Raw genomic sequence first — 20,767 nt, forward strand, 5'->3', positions numbered from 1 at the left:
TGCTCCTCGAACTTCGGTCCGCGGCCTGCAGTCGGCGACGGCCTAACAAAGCAAGTGCTTGGTAGGTTAGCCTACAGGGCATGCAGGACGTCGAGGAGTTCCGGGCGGAGGTCCGGCAGTGGCTCGCCGACAATCTGGTCGGCGAATTCGCAGCTCTCAAGGGTCTCGGTGGGCCTGGACGCGAGCACGAGGCGTTCGAAGAGCGCCGGGCATGGAATCAGCACCTGGCCAAGGCCGGCCTGACCTGCCTGGGCTGGCCGGTAGAGCACGGCGGCCGGGGTCTGTCGACCGCGCACCGGGTCGCCTTCTACGAGGAGTACGCCAAGGCCGACGCCCCGGACAAGGTCAATCACTTCGGCGAGGAGCTGCTCGGCCCGACGTTGATCGCCTTCGGGACGCCCGAGCAGCAGCAGCGTTTCCTGCCGAAGATCCTCGATGTCACCGAGCTGTGGTGCCAAGGCTATTCGGAGCCGGGCGCCGGGAGCGACCTGGCCAACGTGGCGACGACCGCCGAACTGGACGGCGACGAGTGGGTGATCAACGGCCAGAAGGTGTGGACGTCGCTGGCGCACTGGGCGCAGTGGTGCTTCGTGGTCGCGCGCACCGAGAAGGGCTCCAAGCGGCACGCCGGCCTGTCGTATCTGCTGGTGCCGCTGGACCAACCGGGCGCCGAAGTGCGACCGATCATCCAGCTGACCGGCGACTCGGAATTCAACGAGGTGTTCTTCGACGACGCCCGCACCGCGGCCGACCTGGTGGTCGGCGAGCCCGGGGACGGCTGGCGGGTTGCCATGGGCACGCTGACCTTCGAGCGCGGCGTGTCGACACTCGGACAGCAAATCCGTTACGCACGTGAGCTTTCCAACCTGGCCGAGCTTGCCCAGCGCACCGGTGCCGCCGACGACCCGTTCATCCGCGAGCGGCTGACCCGGGCGTGGACGGGCCTGCGGGCCATGCGCAGCTACGCCCTGGCCACCATGGACGTCGAGCAGCCCGGCCAGGACAACGTGTCGAAGTTGTTGTGGGCCAACTGGCATCGCAGTCTGGGTGAGCTGGCCATGGACGTGATCGGCAAGCCGGGGCTGACGCTGTCCGACGGCGAATTCGACGAATGGCAGCGGCTGTTCCTATTCACCCGCGCCGACACCATCTACGGCGGGTCCAACGAGATCCAGCGCAACATCATCGCCGAGCGGGTGCTCGGCCTACCTCGAGAGGTCAAAGGATGAGTCTGTCCGAAGCCCCCAAAGAGATTGCCGGACACGGACTTTTGCAGGGCAAGGTCGTGGTCGTGACCGCTGCCGCGGGCACCGGCATCGGCGCGTCGACCGCACGGCGGATGCTGGCCGAGGGGGCTGACGTGGTGATCTCGGATCACCACGAACGCCGGTTGGGGGAGACCGCCCAAGAGCTCGCCGCACTCGGGCAGGGCCGGGTCGAAAGCGTGCTGTGCGACGTCACGTCCACCGCACAGATCGACGCGCTGTTCGCATCGGCTACCGCGCGGATGGGACGCATCGACGTCCTGGTCAACAACGCCGGGCTGGGCGGCCAGACGCCGGTGGTCGACATGACCGACGAGGAATGGGACCGCGTCCTGGACGTCACCCTCACGTCGGTGTTTCGCGCCACCCGCGCGGCGCTGCGCTACTTCCGCGAGGCGCCGCACGGCGGGGTGATCGTCAACAACGCCAGCGTCCTGGGCTGGCGTGCCCAGCACTCGCAGTCGCACTATGCCGCCGCCAAGGCCGGGGTGATGGCGCTGACCCGTTGCAGCGCAATCGAAGCCGCCGAGTACGACGTCCGGATCAACGCGGTGTCGCCGAGCATCGCGCGGCACAAGTTCCTGGAGAAGACGTCGTCGTCGGAGTTGCTCGACCGGCTGTCGGCCGGCGAGGCCTTCGGGCGGGCCGCCGAGCCGTGGGAGGTGGCGGCCACCATCGCGTTTCTCGCCAGCGACTACTCCAGCTACCTCACCGGCGAGGTCATCTCGGTATCCAGCCAGCACCCGTGAGCTGCGATATCGCTGACTAGCGCGTGGCCGCGACGTGTTTACAATTGTCGACCAACGCGGTTGAGGCAGGTGGGAGGGTGCTGTGAGCGAAGGACCGGGTCACCGGCCGTGGGGTGAGAACCCGAGTCCCGCAAGCACCCCCGGCCAGCCTCCGGGCGCCCCCTGGCAATCCGACGCCGGCTGGCCGCACCAGTGGGGGCAACCAGGCCAGGCCACCCCTTTCGAGCAGCCCGCGTACGGGCCGTGGTCCTCGCCACCGCCGGTCACCGTCGCCCACTTCGACGGGCCGCACGGTGGTCCCGGTCGACGCAATCGCAAGCCGTTGATCATCGGGCTGAGCGTGGCCGCCGCCGTGCTCGTCGTGATCGTCATCGCCGTGATCGCGGTCAGCAGCGGCGGCGGATCGGGCAGCGCCGGTGACGCCGCCAAGGGCTACCTGGAAGCGCTCGCCCGCGGGGACGCGCAGGCCGCGCTGACCTACAGCACCGACCAGCCGGCGTCGAAAGAGTTTCTGACCGACGACATCCTCAAACGGCAGATCGCGCGGTGGCCGATCACCGACATCAAGATCCTCGACGACAACTCCGCTCACAGCTTTGGTTTCGGGCAGGTGCACGTTTCGGCGAAGTTCGGCGACAACACCTCCGACGTGACCATGTCGATCAAGAAGGCCGGCAACGACTGGAAGCTCGACCACGCCGCGATCAAGGTGGACACGCTGAACGCGGGCATCGAGCAGGCCGCCGTCAAAACCGCGACGTTCTTCGGCAAGCCCGTCGGCACCGCGCCGGTGTACGTCTTTCCCGGGTGGCTGGGCGTCGGCAGCAGCAACCCGAATTTGGCCGTCAACCCCAAAAAGCCCTTCCTGCTTGACAATCTGACGGCATCGGGGGCGTATTTCAACGACCTGGAATTCAAACTCAGCGACAAGGGGTTGTCTGCGACCAGCTCGGCGATCTCGGCGGCGCTGGCGAATTGCGCGAACTCGAACCAACTTCGACCGGCCGACTGCCCCCAGCACGCCTTCGACTACGACCTGGTGGACGGGACCGCGGCGTGGGGCAAGCCGGACATCAGTGGCATCAAGATCAACCTCTTCGACCCCTTCCGTCTCGAGGCGTCCTTCTCCGGGTCGGTCAACTTCCCGTTGACGGCCCAGACCCGCTCGGGCGGCACCAAGACGAGCGTGGTGAACGCGTTCGTGTCCGGCAACGCCGACGAGTCGCAGAACCCACCGGCGGTCTCGCTGCGCTGACGCTCTCGGCGCGCCGGGCACGGGAAACAACACCTCGGTGGCCAAGCAAGCGCTTGGTTGATACTCTGTTCGGGTGGACCGAGTGCCCGGTCAGGCCAACAGCCGGCGAGACGAGCTACTGGAGCTTGCCGCGACCATGTTCGCCGAGCGCGGATTGCGCGCCACCACGGTCCGCGATATCGCCGACAGCGCCGGCATCCTGTCCGGCAGCCTGTATCACCACTTCTCCTCCAAAGAGGAGATGGTCGACGAGCTGTTGCGCAGTTTCCTGGACTGGTTGTTCGCGCGCTACCGCGAGATCGTGGACAGCGAGGCCAACCCGCTGGAGCGGCTCAAGGGACTGTTCATGGCGTCGTTCGAGGCGATCGAGCACCGGCACGCGCAGGTCGTCATCTACCAGGACGAAGCCCAACGGCTGTTGTCCCAGCCCCGGTTCTCCTACATCGAGGACATGAACCGGCAACAGCGCAAGATGTGGCTCGAGTTGCTCAATCAGGGCGTCGAGGAGGGCTGCTTCCGGCCCGACCTCGATGTCGATCTGATCTACCGCTTCATCCGGGACACCACGTGGGTGTCGGTGCGCTGGTATCAGCCGGGCGGGCCGCTCACCGCCGAGCAAGTCGGTCAGCAATACCTCGCCATCGTTCTTGGCGGGATTACTGCGGAATCAAAAAAGATTGAAGAAGGAGTCTGAAAATGCCTGAGGCGTACGTCATCGACGCTGTGCGTACCGCGGTCGGCAAGCGCGGCGGATCGCTGTCCGGAATTCATCCGGTCGATCTGGGCGCCCTGGGTTGGCGCGGACTGCTCGACCGGGTCGACGTCGATCCCGCCGCCGTTGACGACGTGATCGCGGGATGTGTCGACGCCATCGGCGCGCAGGCGGGGAACATCGCCCGGCTCTCGTGGCTGGCCGCCGGTTATCCCGAAGAGGTTCCCGGCGTGACCGTCGACCGGCAGTGCGGTTCCAGCCAGCAGGCCATTTCCTTTGGCGCCCAAGCGGTCTTGTCCGGCACGGCCGATCTGATCGTCGCCGGCGGCGTGCAGAACATGAGCCAGATCCCGATCTCGTCGGCCATGACGGTGGGCGAGCAATTCGGATTCACCTCTCCGACCAACGAATCCAAGCAGTGGCTGCACCGCTACGGCGACCAGGAGATCTCGCAGTTCCGCGGTTCGGAGCTGATCGCCGAGAAGTGGAACCTGTCGCGCGAAGAGATGGAGCGCTACGCGCTGACCAGTCACGAGCGCGCGTTCGCGGCCATCCGGAGTGGCCATTTCGACAACGAGATCATCACCGTCGAAACGGAATCCGGGCCGTTCCGGGTTGACGAGGGACCGCGCGAGTCGTCGCTGGAGAAGATGGCCGGGCTCAAGCCGCTGGTCGAGGGTGGCCGGCTGACGGCGGCCATGGCCAGCCAGATTTCCGACGGCGCCAGTGCCGTGCTGCTCGCGTCCGAAAAGGCTGTCAAGGAGCACAATCTGACGCCGCGGGCCCGCATCCATCACATCAGCGCGCGCGCCGCCGACCCGGTCTTCATGCTGACCGGTCCCATCCCGGCGACCCGCTACGCGCTGGACAAGACCGGGCTGTCCATCGACGACATCGACACCGTTGAGATCAACGAGGCTTTCGCGCCGGTGGTGTTGGCCTGGCTCAAGGAAGTCAAGGCGGACCCGGAGAAGGTCAACCCCAACGGTGGCGCGATCGCGCTAGGCCATCCGCTGGGTGCCACCGGCGCCAAGCTGTTCACCACCATGCTCAACGAGCTGGAGCGCATCGGCGGCCGCTACGGTCTGCAGACGATGTGCGAAGGCGGCGGCACCGCCAACGTCACGATCATCGAGCGGCTGTAACCCGTTGCGCCGCTTAGCGGGTCACCACAACCAGACCGATGCCGCCCAGGGCGATCAGCCAGCTGGTGAAGCTGCCGACTAGGAAGTACTCGGTCACCTCGTCGATGCCGACGTCGCCGTTGCGGTTCGTTTGAGCGTTCAATTCCGGAAACCGGATGATGCCCTTGGCGGCGACGACGGCGCTGGCCGCGGCCACCTGTCCGCCGACGCCCAGGCTCAGGATCAGCAGGCGTTCCATCGGTCCGAGCAGCCTGCCGCCCTTGAGCCGGTCCGACGGCTGTGGCTCGCCGGCCGGGCGCACCGCGCCCACGGAGCCAAGCACCAAGCGCACCAACTGATTTGCGGTCGCGAACTGGACAAGGACCACACCGACGAGCATCAGCAACCGGGTCGGCGCGACGTGGCTGAGCGGCAGGTGAACCCAGGCCGACCACCGCGCGACGATGCCACCGGCCGGCGAGGACCAGCCGGACGACACCGCCAGCAGCGCCAGCGCGGAGGCGAAGACGGCCAACGGTGCGGCTTGCCGACTGCCGCTGCGCTCGCTGCACGCGCACAGCCATTCCCAGGCGACTACCGCCGCGGCCACCAGCACCAGCAGCGGGATGTCGCCGGCGCGCCACAAGGCGCCCAGCCCCGCACACGTCAGCACCACGACGGGTCCGATCAACAGTGGCGGCCAGAACGCGCGGATCGCGCGCCGGAAGAGGTCGGTGACTCCGAGTGCGATGAGCAACACGGCGATGGCGCTCACGGCAGACTCCGAAGATATTGGCCGGCAAGCACGATCAGATCCAGTCCATCACGGCTCGCGCGCTGCGACACCGCCGACGGGCTGATGCCCTCGTCGGCGGCTAGCTCCTTTTTGGTCCGGCCCGTCATCAACCCCCTCACGATGCGCAACGATCTCTCATCGAGCGATCCAAGCAGATGGTCCCGACAGATCAGGGCCGCGTTGACCGCGGCGGCGTCGCTGCGTGTGCCGGCGTCCGCCCGGAACGTCGTGCGTACCAGCGTGAAGCCGGGCTGCCGCTGCGCCTCGGCGGTGTGCTGGATGGCCTCTCGCGCGCTCCACCAGCCCGGCCCGTCCTGGATTCCCGCGTCGGCATCGAGGATGGTGACGGCGCCCCAGCCGATGCCGAACCGGACATCGACTTCGGTGCCGACGGCAAGCCGCAGCGACAGGGCGGCATCGATCGCGGCGCCCACGGTCGGATAACTGCCCTGAAACTCGTCGCCGACGGTGAACGCCGGGGGGTCGATCGCACCCTCGGCGATCTGGCGCAGGGCGGCGGCGACGTGTCGATGCAGTGCCGGCCGATCGCCGACGCGCCGGGAGCCCACCACGTCCCCGATCACGGTCGCACGCAGTGAAGACGGGGGCTTCACCTTAGCCATATGAAGATTATAGCTTCATTCTTGCCTAATTCAGCAAATAGCTTAATGTGGCGCGGGTGGGAGACTTGTCGGTCAGACCTTGACCTTGAGGTACTGCTCGATGCCGACCCGCTCGAATGTGCGTCGCCGTCGAGCCGACAGCAACGGCAGGGCGGACCCGGAATCGACGATCTCGGGCTGCACCACGTCGTAGTCTTCGCCCTCGGACCGGATGACCGCTCGCCCCGCAGCAAGGACGTTCCGCAGCCAATCGACGCCGGCGCCGTAGGGCAGTGGTACCAGGAAGCCGTCAGCGATCCGCTCGGCCACGACCGGTGTGCTGTACTGCTTGCCCGACCGCCGCCCGGTGTGCTGGATCGCCGCCGCATACCAGTTCTTGCGGCCGGCCAGCCGCAACATCAGCGGGTTGAGCAGATATCTGTTGGAAGTGCGAACCGCGTTCAACAGCGGAGTGGGCCAAGATCCCGGAGCCAGCTTCATCATCCATTCAGGGTGACGCCGCGCTGCCGGCCACCGCCAGGGCCGTTAGTCCACCGCTGACGGTTCTTCGATCAGTGCCGTCGCGGCCTTCAAGTGAGCTATCGCGTCGCGCACGATCGAGTCGATCAGCTCGGCGCACGACGGCAGGTCCTCGAGGATGCCCGCCACCTGGCCCGAGGCGAGCACCCCGGCGTCGGTGTTGCCGTCAACCAGCCCCGCCTTCAACAACATCGGGGTGTTGGCCGCCATCACCACCTGCGACCAGGTCAGCTCCTTGCCGTGGCGCATCGCCAGGCCGTCGCTGATCATCGACCGCCAGGTCATCTGCGACATGTGCTTGAACTTGGCGGCATTGCGCACGGCCGCGGTCAGACCCCGTACCGGCGAACCGCCCTCGAGCTTCTCGACCAGGCCGGTGCGCAGCACCCGGTGGGGCATGCCGTCGACACGCGTCGTGACGACGGTGCCGTCCAGCGCCGCCTCCAGGTAGCGCCGCTTGACCGCGTCGGGCACGGTCGAATCCGAGGTGAGCAGGAAGCGCGTGCCCATCGCCACGCCGGCGGCGCCGTAGCTCAGCGCGGCCGCGAGCCCGCGCCCGTCGAAGAATCCCCCCGCCGCGATCACCGGTATTCCGGTGCCCCGCACGGCGTCCAGCACCGACGGCAGCAGCAGGGTCGTGGCGACCGGGCCGGTATGGCCGCCGCCCTCGCCGCCCTGCACGATCATCGCGTCGGCGCCCCAGGCCGCGACCTTGCGTGCGTGCTTGGCCGCACCGATCGACGGAATCACCACGGCGCCTGCCTCTTTCAGCCGGGCGATCAGCTCCTGCTTGGGCGCCAGCGCGAACGACGCCACCTTCACGCCCTCGCGGATCATCAGGTCGACGCGGTCGCCGGCGTCGGCGGCGTCGGCGCGGATATTCACCCCGAACGGCTTGTCGGTGGCGGCCTTGACTTTGCTGATGGCCGTCGCCAGCTCGTCGAGCGTCATGGTGGCCGAAGCCAGGATGCCCAGCCCGCCCGCGTTGGCCGTGGCGGCGACCAGCCGGGCGCCGGCCACCCATCCCATCCCGGTCTGCACCACCGGGTGCTCGACACCGACCAGCTCGGTCAGCGGCGTGCGCAACTTCATAGCCACCGCCGACGATGCAGAGCGAAGCGATGAGGAGGCGGAATGATCATGAACGTATCTCTCGGTCGCGCAGGGACTTCGGGTCGATCACCTCGCGGATGACCCGGAGCTCTTCGTCGGTCGGCAGCCTTGTCTCGCCGGCCTCGTCCACGCCGTGCACCTCGAACGACGTGGCCTCGCGGACGTCGTCGGGCGACACCCCGGGATGCAGGGACACCGCACGCATGGTGCGCTCGGGCCCGCCGAAGTCGAACACTCCGAGGTTGGAGACGACCCGGTAGGTGTTGGCGAAGCGGAACGCCGGATTGTCGGGGTCCACGTTGTCCCAGCCGATTCCGCAGACGATGTCGACCTTCTCGCAGAACACCCGCTTGGAATGGTTGCCCACCCAGTAGCTGGTGGCGTGGTTGATCGCGTTGCCCGGCGCGCCCCGCAGGCCGAACATCTGCCTGGTCGGGTGCTGCAGCGGACCGAATGCCGAGATGTTCTGATTGCCAAAGCGGTCAACCTGATTGGCGCCCATCACCACGTGCCGCCGCCCCCAGGTCAGCGTTTCGAAGACCCGCCCGAACGGCATCCAGCCCTCGACGTGCCCGGTCTTGCCCAGGGCCGGGGTGTCGGCCAGCAGCTGCGCCTCGCCGTCGGTCAGCAGGATGTCCGGCGAGAAGGTCAACCGCGCCAGTCGCGCACCGACCGACGCCATGTTCGTCATCGGGCTGACCATGATCTCGCCCGCATCCCGAAACAGTTCGGCGCAGGCGACTGCGCACACTTCGGCGCGGGTGCTGCTCACTTGGCGGCCTCCTCTGCGAACGCGTGAACCGCGGCCTGGTAGTCGTCCTCGGTGCCCGACAGGTAGGTCGCGACGAACTGCTGCCACCCGTCTTCGGTCGAGGCGGCCTCGGCGTAATGCCGTTGGAACTTCTCATCACGGCCGTAATCCGGTGCGGCAGTGGTGAAGTGGGCGCCTCCCGGAGCCTCCACCACGGAGTCGACCATCATCCGGTTCACCAGCAGCGCCTGCGGGGGGACGGCCTTGACCAACTCCTCGGTGGAGACGATGCGCTCCAGCGACAGGAAGCGCTTGTCGGCGGCCATCAGAAACAGGTCGTCGAAGTAGGGGTCGATCCCGGTGTAGGCCGCATTGCCTTGCGCGTCACCGAGATTGAGGTGTGCGAACGCGGCGTCTAGACGCAGCGCCGGCATCGCGATCAGCGTCTCGTGCCCGCCCCCGGGTGCCGGATACGGGCTGGTCACCGTCTGCAGCTCGCCCTCCCAGAAGTCCGGGACCGAACTGCCCAGCCCGGCCCGGATCGGCAGGAACGGCAGGCGTTGCGCGGCGGCCTGCAGGCCACACCGCAGCATGCCCTCGTCCATCTCCCGAGCCTCGATGGCGCCGCTGGTGCGGGCCTTGGCGAACCAGGGGTCGTAGAAGGGCGGCGAGTCCAGCGAGACGAAGCCGTAGTAGACGCGCTTGACCTTGCCGGCCGAGCACAGCAGCCCCAGATCCGGTCCGCCGTAGGTGACCACCGTCAGGTCGGTGATGTCGGTGCGCAGCAGGGCGCGCACGAACGCCATGGGTTTGCGCCGCGATCCCCAGCCGCCGATGCCGATCGTCATGCCGCTGCGCAACTGCGCCACGGCCTCGTCCAAGGTGGTTCTCTTGTCGCTCAAGACTTCTCGCCCTTCGTCGTGCCGGCGAACGCGTCGCGGTGCTCGTCGGCGACCCCGGCCAGATTGAGCTCGAACGTAAACCCTTGCTCCATGCGATAACTCGAGTTGACGCGTTGCACGTCGATCAGGTTAAGCGCCTCTTTGGCCGCCCGGATGACGCGGGTGTCCTTGACGGCGATGTCGCGCGCGACGCGCAGCGCGGCCTCGTCCAGCTCGTCACGCGGCACCACCTCGTGCACCGAACCGAAGTGATGCAGGGTGGCGGCGTCCACGGTGGCCGCGGTGAAGAACAGCCGCCGCATCAGGTGCTGCGGAACGAGTCGCGACAGGTGCGTCGCCGCGCCGAGGGCGCCGCGTTCCACCTCCGGCAGCCGGAAGGTGGCGTCGTCGGAGGCCACGATGACGTCGGAGTTACCGACCAGCCCGATGCCGCCGCCGACGCAGAACCCGTTCACAGCGGCGACGACGGGCACCGCGCACTCGTAGACCGCGCGGAACGCGGCGAAGCAGCCGCGGTTGGCATCGATCAGCGCGGTGAATCCCTCGGTGCGCTGCATCTCCTTGATGTCGACCCCGGCGTTGAAGCCGCGGCCCTCGGCGCGCAGGATCACCACGTGGGTCTCGGGATCGTGGCCGGCCGCGGTGATGGTGTCGGCCAGTTCGAACCAGCCGTGCGACGGGATGGCGTTGACGGGCGGGAAGTCGACGGTAACCGCGACGATGCCCGGTTCGGTGATTGTGGATGTGATGGGCAAGGTGCCACTTCCTTGTGTGGGCTTGGGGGGTAACTACCTAAGCAAGCACTTGCTTGGTACGCTAGCACAGTGACTCGCGCCGAAGCATCCGACGCCATCAACTTGGGGCTGGCCGGGCGGGTGGTTCTCGTCACCGGCGGTGTCCGCGGTGTGGGGGCCGGCATCAGCTCCGTTTTCGCCGAGCAGGGCGCCATCGTCGTCACCTGCGCGCGACGCGAGGTCGAGGGCCTGCCCTATGAATTCCACTCCTGCGATGTCCGCGACGACGACGCCGTCAAGGGCTTGATCGGCACCATTGTGGACCGGCACGGGCGGCTCGACGTCGTCGTCAACAACGCCGGGGGATCGCCCTACGTGCTGACCGCAGAGTCCAGCGCCAAGTTCAACCGCAAGATCATCGAACTCAATCTGATTGGCGCGCTGTCGGTTTCGCAACACGCGAACACTCACATGCAAAGCCAGCAGCGGGGTGGGTCGATCATCAACATCTGCAGTCTCAGCGGCCGGCGGCCGAGCCCGGGCACCGGCGCCTACGGGGCCGCCAAGGCGGGCCTGGAAAGCCTCACGCAGACGCTGGCGGTGGAGTGGGGTCCGAAGGTCCGGGTGAACGCCTGCGTGGTCGGCATGGTGGAAACCGAGCAGTCCGAGCTGTTCTACGGCGACGCCGACTCCATCGCCGCGATCTCGAAGAATGTGCCGCTCGGGCGGCTGGCCAAGCCTGAGGACATCGGGTGGGCCGCAGCATTTCTGGCGTCCGACGTGGCGTCCTACATCAGCGGAGCCTCGTTAGAGGTGCACGGCGGCGGCGAGCCGCCGCACTATCTGGCCACCACGAACGCCAGCGCGATCAAGTAGAGGAGACAAGGACTATGGGAGTGGTTGACGGCCGCGTCGTCATCGTCACCGGAGCGGGCGGCGGGATCGGTCGCGCGCACGCGCTGGCCTTCGCCGAAGAGGGTGCGCGCGTGGTGGTCAACGACATCGGGGTGGGCCTGGACGGCTCACCGGCCGGCGGCGGCAGCGCCGCCCAGAGCGTCGTCGACGAAATCACCGCAGCCGGTGGCGAAGCCGTCGCCGACGGATCCAACATCGCGGATTGGGACCAGGCGGCGAGTCTGATCCAGACCGCTGTCGAAAACTTCGGCGGGCTGGACGTTTTGGTGAACAACGCCGGCATCGTGCGCGACCGGATGATGGCCAACACCAGCGAAGAGGAGTTCGACGCCGTCATCGCCGTGCACCTCAAGGGGCACTTCGCCACGATGCGCCACGCCGCGTCGTACTGGCGCGGGCTGTCCAAAGAGGGCAAAACCGTTGACGCCCGGATCATTAACACGAGTTCGGGTGCCGGGCTGCAGGGCAGCGTCGGGCAGGGCAACTACAGCGCCGCCAAGGCCGGCATCGCGGCGCTGACCTTGGTCGGCGCCGCCGAGATGGGGCGCTACGGCGTCACCGTCAATGCCATCGCGCCCTCGGCGCGCACCCGGATGACCGAGACCGTGTTCGCCGAGATGATGGCGACGCAGGACCAGGATTTCGACGCCATGGCCCCGGAAAACATTTCCCCGCTGGTGGTTTGGCTGGGCAGCGCCGAATCACGCGACGTCACCGGCAAGGTGTTCGAGGTCGAGGGCGGCAAGATTCGCGTCGCCGAGGGCTGGGCGCACGGGCCGGAGATCGACAAGGGCGCGAGGTGGGATCCCGCCGAACTGGGGCGCGTTGTCGCCGATCTGCTCGCCAAGGCGCGCCGGCCGGTCCCGGTCTACGGCGCCTAGACTGCGTGGGTCGATCGTGCACTCAGCGCGAAGTTTTCGTCGATTTCGCGCAGTGCGTGCACGCTCGGCACGGCTGCCGGTTTAGGCCAAGGGGTCGCAGATGACAACGGGGATGACCCGATCGGTCCAGGCCCGGTAGTCGCCGAACGAGGGATACATGGCGTCCAACTTCGGCCAGTACTCGGCGCGTTCCGCCTCGGTGGCATCGCGGGCCTGCAGCTGCAGCACCTCGTCCTTGATCTGGACGGAGACTTTGGGATTGGCCTTGAGGTTGAGGTACCACAGCGGGTTTTTGTCGCTGCCACCTTTGGAGGCGACCAGGATCACCCGGTTTCCTTCGCGCAGATAGAGCAGCGGGCTCACCCGCGGTTCGCCGGTCTTGCGGCCCGTGGTCGTGAGCAGCGCAACGGGGGCCTTCTGGAAGGTGCCACCGAATTTTCCGTTGCTGCGCTTATAGATCCACGTGTTGCCTTTGGCCATCCATTTGATGATGAAGCCGACCCAGGGGGCATTCAGTGATCGTGGCTTCGGTTTGGGCATGATGCTCCTCTGTGCTCGACCTGGCCGGCTCCTCCGCAGCCCGCTTTGCGGGCTGCGTCGTTACCGGCGCCGCTGAATAAAAGGATGGAAGCGAACCGTGATGTGGTGGATTTCGGCTTTCCCGCTTGCGCTTTCGGCCGGAATCACGAAGGTCTCGTTGACGTGCGCCGCGAGTCGCCGGCCGCCGAAAGCCGCCTTGGTCAGCACGGTGTACACCGCGCGCACCCGGTCGCCGTCGATGCGGTAGTGCGGTGGCGTCGTGCCCACTAGCAACCGGTACTGCAGCCCGCGATTGAGGCTGCGCCGCAGGTGATTTCCGGAGAAACCGTTCTTGATTCCCTGCTCGACGCGGGTGCAGCCGGCAGCGAATGGAACGGCGTCACCGTCATGGTTGACTAACGCGTCGATGTAGGACTGCGCCGCAGCGATGCGGCTTTCGTCGGAGACGCCCACCGGAAGGCTGACAACGACCGAGCGCTAGATGCGCTCGATGATGGTGCCGGTCGACAGGGCGCCGCCAGCGCACATCGTGATCAGCGCGGTGGTCTGGTCGGAGCGCTCCAGCTCGTGCAGCGCGGTGGTGATCAGCCGACTGCCGGTGCTGCCGACCGGGTGGCCCAGCGCGATGGCCCCGCCATTGACATTGACCTTGGCCATGTCCGGGTCATGCACCCGTGCCCACGACAGCACCACCGACGCGAATGCCTCGTTGATTTCGGTGATGTCGATGTCGCCCATCTTCATCCCGGCCTTCTCCAGCACCTTCGCCGTCGACTGCACCGGTCCGTCCAGGTGGTAGTACGGTTCGGCCCCGACCAGCGCCTGGCTGACGATGCGGGCGCGTGGCTTCAGGCCGAGCGCCTTGGCCTTGTCCTCGTCCATCCACAGCACGGCCGCGGCGCCGTCGGAGATCTGCGATGACGTTCCCGCCGTGTGGATTCCGCCCTCGAGGACCGGCTTCAGCGCGGACAGGCCCGACAGCGTGGTTTCGCGCAGGCCCTGGTCACGGCTGATGGTGACGCGCTCGGACGTCGGTTGCTTGTTCTCGTCGAGCGCCGGCGCCTCGATGGGGGAGATCTCGCGGTCGAAGCGGCCTTCTTCCCAGGCCTGCTTGGCCTTGGTCTGGGACGCCAGGCCGAACTCGTCGATGTCTTCACGGGTGATGCCGCGCCGCTTGGCGATCCGCTCGGCCGCGGTGAACTGGTCGGGCAGATCGATGTCCCACGACGCGGGCCGCAGGACGGTGCGGTCGGGACCGGCGTTGGCGCCGAGCCCGACGCGGCTCATGGCCTCGATTCCGCACGCGATGCCGATGTCGATGGCACCCGCGGCGATCAGACCGGCGACCAGGCCGTTGGCCTGCTGCCCGCTGCCGCACTGGCAGTCCACGGTCATCGCGCCGACGTGTTCCGGCAGCCCGGCGACGAGCCAACTGACCCGGCTGATGTTGTTGGACTGCTCGCCGAACTGTGTCACGCAGCCGCCGATCACTTGTTCGACGTCGCCGGCGTCGATGCCGGCCTTCTCGACCAGCGCCTTCTGGACCGCGCCCAACAGCTCGGTAGCGTGCAGGCCGGATAGCCATCCGTTCCGCTTGCCGATTGGGCTACGAGTGGCTTCAACGATGACAGGGTTACCCATTCCGTCAGGCTAGAACACGTTTCATTAGTCTGACAAGCGAGGATGGTGACCTGCCTTTTATCTGCGCAGGAGCCGTGTTTTACTGGCACTAGAACACGTTGCAATTGAGGAGCGCACACACATGGCACCCCCCAACATTCCCGCTGACTTCGACTTTCTCGACCCCGACGTCAACCTCGCAGGGTTGCCGGTCGAGGAACTCGCCCAGCTGCGTAAGGCAGAGCCGATCCACTGGGTCGACATTCCGAATGGCGCGGGTGGTTTCGAGGACCACGGATACTGGATCGTCACCAAGCACGCCGACGTCAAGGAGGTGTCGAAGCGCAGCGACATCTTCTCGAGCTGGATGAACGGCGCCATCCCCACCTGGCCGCCGGAGATGAAGCGCGAGCAGGTCGAGCTGCAGCGCAGCGTCATGCTCAACATGGACGCGCCGCACCACACCCGGCTGCGCAAGATCATCTCCCGCGGGTTCACGCCGCGGGCCATCGGACGCCTGGAAGCCGAACTGGCCCAGCGTGCCCAGAACATCGCCGAGACCGCCGCGAAGGAGGGCAGCGGCGACTTCGTCGAGCAGGTCTCGTGCGAGCTGCCGCTGCAAGCCATCGCGGGTCTGCTGGGCGTTCCCCAGGAGGATCGCGACAAGCTGTTCCGCTGGTCGAACGAGATGACCGGCGGCACCGACCCCGAGTACGCCCACGTCGATCCCGCGCAGTCGTCGATGGAGCTCATCACCTACGCCATGGCGATGGCGGCCGAGCGCAACAAGAACCCCACCGACGACATCGTCACCACGCTTATCCAGGCCGACATCGACGGGGAGAAGCTCTCCGACGACGAGTTCGGCTTCTTCGTGGTCATGCTGGCCGTGGCGGGCAACGAGACGACACGTAACTCGATTACCCACGGCATGATCGCGATGGCGAACAACCCCGATCAGTGGGAGCTCTTCAAGAAGGAGCGCCCGGTGACCACGGCCGACGAGATCATCCGGTGGGCCACCCCGGTCTCGGCCTTCCAGCGCACCGCCAACGAGGACACCGAGCTGGGCGGCGTGCAGATCAAGAAGGGTCAGCGGGTAGTCATGTCGTACCGGTCGGCCAACTTCGACGAAGAGGTCTTCGACGACCCGCACAGCTTCAACATCCTGCGTGACCCGAACCCGCACGTCGGATTCGGCGGCACCGGGGCCCACTACTGCATCGGTGCGAACCTGGCCCGCATGACGATCAACCTGATCTTCAACGCGGTCGCCGACCACATGCCCGATCTCAGGCCGATCGGTGAGCCCGAGCGGTTGCGGTCGGGCTGGCTCAACGGCATCAAGCATTGGCAGGTCGATTACGCCGGGAAGCCCGCGGTGACGTCCTGATGGACTTCGATCTCACCGCGACGCAACAGGCCGTCGCCGATGTGGTGACGTCGGTCTCCGAGCGCGAATTGAGCTGGGACGCTTTGGTCAACGGCGGCGTGACGGCGCTGCCAGTGCCCGAACGTCTCGGCGGCGACGGCGTGGGTCTGCCCGAGGTCGCCACTGTGCTGACCGAGATCGGTCGCCACGGCGCCATCACACCGGCCCTGGCCACACTGGGTTTCGGTGTGGTGCCGCTGCTGGACCTGGCCTCCGAGGAACAACAGGACCGGTATCTGGCGGCCGTCCCCAAGGGCGGTGTGCTGACCGCGGCGCTCAACGAGCCCGGTACGGCGCTGCCCGACCGGCCCGCCACCACGTTCGCCAACGGCAAGTTGTCGGGCACCAAAGTCGGTGTGGCGTATGCCGCGTCGGCGGACTGGATGATCGTCACCGCCGACAGCGCGGTCGTCGTGGTGTCGCCGAAGGCAACCGGGGTCGGGGTGGTCCGGACCCCGACCTCGAACGACTCCGAGGAGTACACGGTCACGTTCGCCGACGTCATGATCGAAGACACGGACGTTTTGGCGGGCGCCGGGGCACCCCGGGTCAACCAGCTGGTGCTGGCCGCCATCGGCGCCTACGCCGACGGGCTGGTGGCCGGGGCGCTGCGTCTGACCGCCGACTACGTGGCCAACCGCAAGCAGTTCGGCAAGCCGCTGTCGACGTTCCAGACCGTGGCCGCCCAGCTCGCCGAGGTCTACATCGCCTCGCGCACCATCAATTTGGTGGCCAAGTCGGTCGTCTGGGGGCTGTCGGAGAGGGGCGGATCCGCCCCTCAAGTACAAGACGACCTGGACGTCCTCGGCTACTGGATCACCTCGCAGGCGCCGCCGGTGATGCAGATCTGCCATCACCTGCACGGCGGGATGGGGATGGACATCACCTATCCGATGCACCGGTACTACTCCACGATCAAGGACCTGTCCCGGCTGCTGGGCGGTTCTTCACTGCGCCTTGACCTCCTCGGAGGCCGCGACCTGGTGGGAGCGCAATGTTCATAGACCTGACTCCGGAGCAGCGGCAGCTGCAAGCGGAACTGCGGGAATACTTTTCGAACCTGATCTCGTCCGACGAGATGAAGGCGATGGAGCAGGACCGGCACAACGCGGCCTACCGCGCGGTGATCCGGCGGATGGGTCAGGACGGCAAGCTCGGCGTCGGATGGCCAAAGGAGTTCGGCGGATTGGGCTTCGGCCCGATCGAGCAGTCGATCTTCGTCAACGAGGCGCACCGGGCCGATGTGCCGCTGCCCGCGGTCACGTTGCAGACGGTCGGCCCGGTCCTGCAGCAGTTCGGCAGCGAGGCGCAGAAGGAGAAGTTCCTGCCGGCGATCCTGGCCGGGGAGGTGCACTTCGCGATCGGCTACACCGAGCCCGAGGCGGGAACCGACCTGGCGTCCCTGCGGACCACCGCCGTTCGTCAGGGCGACGAGTACATCGTCAACGGTCAGAAGATCTTCACCACCGGTGCCCATGACGCGGACTACATCTGGCTGGCCTGCCGCACCGACCCGGAAGCCGTGAAGCACAAGGGCATTTCGATCCTGATCGTCGACACCAAGGATCCCGGCTACTCCTGGACACCGATCATCCTGTCCGACGGCGCCCACCACACCAACGCCACGTACTACAACGACGTGCGGGTCCCCACCGACATGCTGGTCGGCGAGGAGAACGGCGGGTGGCGGCTGATCACCACCCAGCTCAACAACGAGCGGGTCATGCTGGGCCCCGCGGGCCGCACCGCCGGCATCTACGACCGGGTGCACGCCTGGGCGTCCAAGCCGGGCAGCGACGGCGTCACGCCGATCGACCACCAGGACGTCAGGCGGGCGCTCGGTGAGATCCATGCGATGTGGCGGATCAACGAGCTGCTGAACTGGCAGGTGGCCGCCGCGGGCGAGGAGATCAACGTCGCCGACGCCGCGTCGACGAAAGTCTTTGGCACGGAGCGCATCCAGTACATCGGCCGACTGGCCGAGGAGATCGTCGGCAAGTACGGCAACCCCGCCGACTCGGATACCTCCGACCTGCTCAACTGGCTGGACTCCCAAACCAAGCGCAACCTCGTCATCACCTTCGGTGGCGGTGTCAACGAAGTCATGCGCGAGATGATCGCGGCGGCCGGCCTCAAGGTGCCGAGGGTGCCTCGATGACCGATATCAAGGAAGCGGTCGCGGAGATCACCGCCACCGTTGTCGCTGCGCCGCGCGATGCCCGGGATCCCGTGAACCAGCCGACGATCAACAACTGGGTCGAGGCGCTCGGCGACCGCAATCCGATCTACGTCGACGAGGTCGCCGCTCGCGCGGCGGGACACCCGGGGATTGTTGCGCCGCCGGCCATGATTCAGGTGTGGACGATGTTCGGCCTGGGCGGGGAACGCCCGACCGACGACCCCATGGGCCCGATCATGCAGCTGTTCGACGAGGCCGGTTACATCGGGGTGGTCGCGACCAACTGCGAACAGACCTACCACCGGTACCTGCGTCCTGGCGAGCAGGTCACCGTCTACTCCGAGATGCGCGACGTGGTCGGCCCCAAGCAGACTGGACTCGGTGAGGGCTGGTTCATCAACCAGCACATCACCTGGCGGGTCGGTGACGAGGATGTCGCCGAGATGGCCTGGCGCATCCTGAAATTCAGGCCCCGCGAGGATTCCGGCGCCGTCGGCTCCGTCCCGCAGGACCTGGACGCCGACGCCATGATGCGCCCGGCGGTGTCGCGCGACACCGCCTTTTTCTGGGAGGGCGTCAAGGCGCACGAGCTACGCATCCAGCGTCTTGCCGATGGCACCCTGCGGCATCCGCCGGTGCCGGCGGTGTGGCAGGACAAGGCCGAGCCCATCGACTACGCGGTGGCCAGTGGTCGCGGCACGGTGTTCAGCTACGTGGTGCACCACGCGCCGAAGGTGCCCGGACGCACGCTGCCGTTCGTGATCGCACTGATCGAACTGGAAGAGGGCGTTCGGATGCTCGGTGAGCTGCGCAACGTCGACCACGCCGAGATCAAGATCGGAATGCCGGTGCGCGCAACCTATATCGACTTCCCGGCCGGCGAGTCCGGCCCGGAATGGAGCCTCTACGCCTGGGAGCCTCTGGGAGATCAAGCATGAGCGCACCCGTTGTCGAAGTGGGCACCACCCTGCCCGAGCTCAAGCTGCACGGTACGCCGACGTTCATCATCTCAACGGCCCTGGCCACCAGGGACTTTCAGGACGTGCACCACGACCGGGACCTGGCCCAGGCCAAGGGTTCCAAAGACATCTTCGTCAACATCCTCACCGACACCGGCTTGGTGCAGCGCTACGTCACCGATTGGGCGGGCCCGACGGCGCTGATCAAATCGATCGGGCTGCGGCTTGGCGTGCCGTGGTACGCCTACGACACCGTCACGTTCTCCGGTGAGGTAACTGCTGTTGATGACGGCCTGGTCACGCTGAAGGTGTTCGGCCGCAACAGCCTTGGCGACCACGTCATCGCGAACGTGACGCTGACGATCGGGGGTGCCTGATGTTGTCGGGTAAGGCCGCGATCGTCGGTATCGGTGCCACCGACTTCTCCAAGGACTCGGGCCGCAGCGAGCTGCGTCTGGCGGCCGAGGCGGTTCTGGATGCGTTGGACGACGCGGGTCTTTCACCGTCGGATGTCGACGGCCTGACCACCTTTACGATGGACACCAACAACGAGACCGCCGTCGCGCGCGCGGCCGGCATCGGTGACCTGAAGTTCTTTTCGCAGATCGGGTACGGCGGTGGCGCCGCGTGCGCGACCGTACAGCAGGCGGCGATCGCGGTGGCCACCGGGGTGGCCGACGTCGTCGTCGCGTACCGGGCGTTCAACGAGCGCTCGGGCATGCGGTTCGGTCAGGTCCAGACCCGGCTGGTGGGAAACGCCGGGGTGCAAGCGGATTCGACAGCGGCCGACAACTCCTTCTCGTATCCGCATGGGTTGTCGACCCCGGCCGCCCAGGTCGCGATGATCGCCCAGCGCTACATGCATCTGTCCGGTGCGACCAGCCGCGACTTCGGTGCGATCTCGGTGGCCGACCGCAAGCATGCGGCCAAGAACCCGAAGGCGTATTTCTACGAGAAGCCGATAACCATTGAGGACCACCAGAATTCGCGGTGGATCGCCGAGCCGTTGCGGCTGCTGGACTGCTGCCAGGAGACCGACGGAGCTGTCGCGATCGTGGTGACGTCGCCGGAGCGCGCGAAGGACCTCAAGCAGCGACCGGCGATCATCGAGGCGGCGGCGCAGGGCTCCAGCCCCGACCAGTACACGATGGTCAGCTACTACCGGCCCGAGCTCGGCCTGCCCGAGATGGGCGTGGTGGGCCGGCAGCTGTGGCAGCAATCCGGTCTGAAGCCGACCGACATCCAGACCGCCGTGCTCTACGACCACTTCACCCCCTTCACACTGATTCAGTTGGAAGAGTTGGGATTCTGCGGCAAGGGCGAGGCGAAGGACTTCATCGCCGATGGCGCCATTGAAATCGGCGGCCGGCTGCCGATCAACACGCATGGCGGTCAGCTCGGTGAGGCCTACATTCACGGCATGAACGGCATCGCCGAGGGCGTGCGGCAACTGCGGGGCACGTCGGTGAACCCGGTGCCGGACGTCGAGCACGTCCTGGTCACCGCGGGCACGGGCGTTCCCACATCGGGCCTCATCCTGGGCTAACCCTCGGCTGGCGGGCGGCCCTCGCGGCCTTCTCGGTCTCCACCCTCGACCGCCGAGCGTGAAGTTAGTTTCACGTTCGCGGTCGAGCGTGAAGTTAGTTTCACGCTCGCCGGGTGAAGTGACGTCAGCTGCATGGCATGCGACGCTGCGGC

The 20,767-nt window shown here is 66.9% G+C and carries 23 protein-coding genes; 13 read left to right on the forward strand and 10 right to left on the reverse strand.

The genetic code is table 11. From position 1 onward, the window contains the following. Positions 1-80 precede the first annotated feature (80 nt). The 5 genes from ipdE1 (at position 81) to fadA6 (ending at position 5,126) form a co-directional block, all read left to right on the forward strand. Positions 81-1,229: an acyl-CoA dehydrogenase IpdE1 gene (gene ipdE1 / locus G6N50_RS23670; protein WP_083095439.1), complete on the forward strand. Its 1,149-nt coding sequence runs from the start codon at positions 81-83 to the stop codon at positions 1,227-1,229. Next, entirely contained in the window at positions 1,226-2,014 is a 789-nt protein-coding gene (gene ipdF, locus G6N50_RS23675) for a (5R,7aS)-5-hydroxy-7a-methyl-1-oxo-2,3,5,6,7,7a-hexahydro-1H-indene-carboxyl-CoA reductase (RefSeq protein ID WP_083095440.1), read from the forward strand. Before ipdE1 ends, ipdF begins: the two co-directional genes overlap by 4 nt. 82 nt (positions 2,015-2,096) lie before the next feature. Then, a complete protein-coding gene (locus G6N50_RS23680; protein WP_083095441.1) occupies positions 2,097-3,269 on the forward strand; it encodes a DUF4878 domain-containing protein in 1,173 nt (390 codons plus the stop codon). 73 nt (positions 3,270-3,342) lie between these two features. Continuing rightward, on the forward strand, positions 3,343-3,963 hold the full coding sequence (kstR2, locus tag G6N50_RS23685) for a TetR family transcriptional regulator KstR2 (RefSeq protein WP_083095442.1): 621 nt from the start codon (positions 3,343-3,345) through the stop codon (positions 3,961-3,963). Between the two features lie 2 nt (positions 3,964-3,965). After that, a complete protein-coding gene (gene fadA6, locus G6N50_RS23690; RefSeq protein WP_083095443.1) occupies positions 3,966-5,126 on the forward strand; it encodes a steroid 3-ketoacyl-CoA thiolase FadA6 in 1,161 nt (386 codons plus the stop codon). Positions 5,127-5,139: 13 nt separating this feature from the next. On the opposite strand, the gene G6N50_RS23695 is transcribed toward fadA6, so the two are convergent. From G6N50_RS23695 to echA20, 7 genes are all read right to left on the reverse strand, one after another. Further along, complete coding sequence (locus G6N50_RS23695) at positions 5,140-5,880, reverse strand: hypothetical protein (RefSeq protein WP_083095444.1); 741 nt, start codon at positions 5,878-5,880, stop codon at positions 5,140-5,142. Further along, on the reverse strand, positions 5,877-6,524 hold the full coding sequence (locus tag G6N50_RS23700; RefSeq protein WP_083095445.1) for a SatD family protein: 648 nt from the start codon (positions 6,522-6,524) through the stop codon (positions 5,877-5,879). Before G6N50_RS23700 ends, G6N50_RS23695 begins: the two co-directional genes overlap by 4 nt. 72 nt (positions 6,525-6,596) lie before the next feature. Next, positions 6,597-7,007: a PNPOx family protein gene (locus G6N50_RS23705; protein WP_083095446.1), complete on the reverse strand. Its 411-nt coding sequence runs from the start codon at positions 7,005-7,007 to the stop codon at positions 6,597-6,599. Positions 7,008-7,049: 42 nt separating this feature from the next. Next, complete coding sequence (gene ipdC, locus G6N50_RS23710; RefSeq protein WP_083095447.1) at positions 7,050-8,135, reverse strand: (3aS,4S,5R,7aS)-5-hydroxy-7a-methyl-1-oxo-octahydro-1H-indene-4-carboxyl-CoA dehydrogenase; 1,086 nt, start codon at positions 8,133-8,135, stop codon at positions 7,050-7,052. Positions 8,136-8,181: 46 nt separating this feature from the next. Beyond that, positions 8,182-8,928 (reverse strand): cholesterol ring-cleaving hydrolase subunit IpdB, encoded by a 747-nt coding sequence (gene ipdB / locus G6N50_RS23715; RefSeq protein WP_083095448.1) that lies wholly within the window; start codon positions 8,926-8,928, stop codon positions 8,182-8,184. Continuing rightward, entirely contained in the window at positions 8,925-9,809 is an 885-nt protein-coding gene (ipdA, locus tag G6N50_RS23720) for a cholesterol ring-cleaving hydrolase subunit IpdA (RefSeq protein WP_083095449.1), read from the reverse strand. The genes ipdB and ipdA overlap by 4 nt, the downstream gene beginning before the upstream one ends. Continuing rightward, the gene (echA20, locus tag G6N50_RS23725) at positions 9,806-10,564 is read right to left on the reverse strand and encodes a (7aS)-7a-methyl-1,5-dioxo-2,3,5,6,7,7a-hexahydro-1H-indene-carboxyl-CoA hydrolase (protein WP_083095450.1); all 759 of its coding nucleotides are present in this window, start codon (positions 10,562-10,564) and stop codon (positions 9,806-9,808) included. The genes ipdA and echA20 overlap by 4 nt, the downstream gene beginning before the upstream one ends. A 69-nt stretch (positions 10,565-10,633) precedes the next feature. On the opposite strand from echA20, the gene G6N50_RS23730 reads away from it, so the two are divergent. Beyond that, a complete protein-coding gene (locus G6N50_RS23730) occupies positions 10,634-11,419 on the forward strand; it encodes an SDR family oxidoreductase (RefSeq protein WP_163650891.1) in 786 nt (261 codons plus the stop codon). Between the two features lie 14 nt (positions 11,420-11,433). Continuing rightward, complete coding sequence (locus tag G6N50_RS23735) at positions 11,434-12,339, forward strand: SDR family oxidoreductase (RefSeq protein WP_083095451.1); 906 nt, start codon at positions 11,434-11,436, stop codon at positions 12,337-12,339. An 81-nt stretch (positions 12,340-12,420) separates the two neighbouring features. Here G6N50_RS23735 and G6N50_RS23740 read toward each other — a convergent pair whose 3' ends face one another. Genes G6N50_RS23740 through G6N50_RS23750 form a run of 3 tightly spaced genes read right to left on the reverse strand, consistent with a single transcriptional unit; the run spans position 12,421 to position 14,520 of the window. Then, entirely contained in the window at positions 12,421-12,879 is a 459-nt protein-coding gene (locus tag G6N50_RS23740; RefSeq protein ID WP_083095452.1) for a nitroreductase family deazaflavin-dependent oxidoreductase, read from the reverse strand. Positions 12,880-12,939: 60 nt separating this feature from the next. Next, a complete protein-coding gene (locus tag G6N50_RS23745) occupies positions 12,940-13,332 on the reverse strand; it encodes a hypothetical protein (protein WP_083095453.1) in 393 nt (130 codons plus the stop codon). A 24-nt stretch (positions 13,333-13,356) separates the two neighbouring features. Further along, a complete protein-coding gene (locus tag G6N50_RS23750) occupies positions 13,357-14,520 on the reverse strand; it encodes a steroid 3-ketoacyl-CoA thiolase (protein WP_083095454.1) in 1,164 nt (387 codons plus the stop codon). Positions 14,521-14,641: 121 nt separating this feature from the next. Between G6N50_RS23750 and G6N50_RS23755 the strand changes: the two genes are divergently transcribed. Genes G6N50_RS23755 through G6N50_RS23780 form a run of 6 tightly spaced genes read left to right on the forward strand, consistent with a single transcriptional unit; the run spans position 14,642 to position 20,615 of the window. Next, the gene (locus G6N50_RS23755) at positions 14,642-15,892 is read left to right on the forward strand and encodes a cytochrome P450 (RefSeq protein ID WP_083095455.1); all 1,251 of its coding nucleotides are present in this window, start codon (positions 14,642-14,644) and stop codon (positions 15,890-15,892) included. Beyond that, on the forward strand, positions 15,892-16,935 hold the full coding sequence (locus tag G6N50_RS23760) for an acyl-CoA dehydrogenase family protein (protein WP_083095456.1): 1,044 nt from the start codon (positions 15,892-15,894) through the stop codon (positions 16,933-16,935). Before G6N50_RS23755 ends, G6N50_RS23760 begins: the two co-directional genes overlap by 1 nt. Beyond that, positions 16,926-18,089 (forward strand): acyl-CoA dehydrogenase FadE29, encoded by a 1,164-nt coding sequence (gene fadE29, locus G6N50_RS23765; RefSeq protein WP_083095457.1) that lies wholly within the window; start codon positions 16,926-16,928, stop codon positions 18,087-18,089. Before G6N50_RS23760 ends, fadE29 begins: the two co-directional genes overlap by 10 nt. Further along, the gene (locus G6N50_RS23770) at positions 18,086-19,048 is read left to right on the forward strand and encodes a bifunctional MaoC family dehydratase N-terminal/OB-fold nucleic acid binding domain-containing protein (RefSeq protein ID WP_083095458.1); all 963 of its coding nucleotides are present in this window, start codon (positions 18,086-18,088) and stop codon (positions 19,046-19,048) included. Before fadE29 ends, G6N50_RS23770 begins: the two co-directional genes overlap by 4 nt. Further along, positions 19,045-19,446, forward strand: coding sequence for a MaoC family dehydratase (locus tag G6N50_RS23775; RefSeq protein ID WP_083095459.1), 402 nt, complete (start codon positions 19,045-19,047; stop codon positions 19,444-19,446). Before G6N50_RS23770 ends, G6N50_RS23775 begins: the two co-directional genes overlap by 4 nt. Beyond that, entirely contained in the window at positions 19,446-20,615 is a 1,170-nt protein-coding gene (locus tag G6N50_RS23780) for a lipid-transfer protein (RefSeq protein ID WP_067832772.1), read from the forward strand. Before G6N50_RS23775 ends, G6N50_RS23780 begins: the two co-directional genes overlap by 1 nt. Positions 20,616-20,767: the final 152 nt, after the last annotated feature.

The organism is Mycobacterium mantenii (genome assembly GCF_010731775.1).
Lineage (GTDB): Bacteria > Actinomycetota > Actinomycetes > Mycobacteriales > Mycobacteriaceae > Mycobacterium > Mycobacterium mantenii.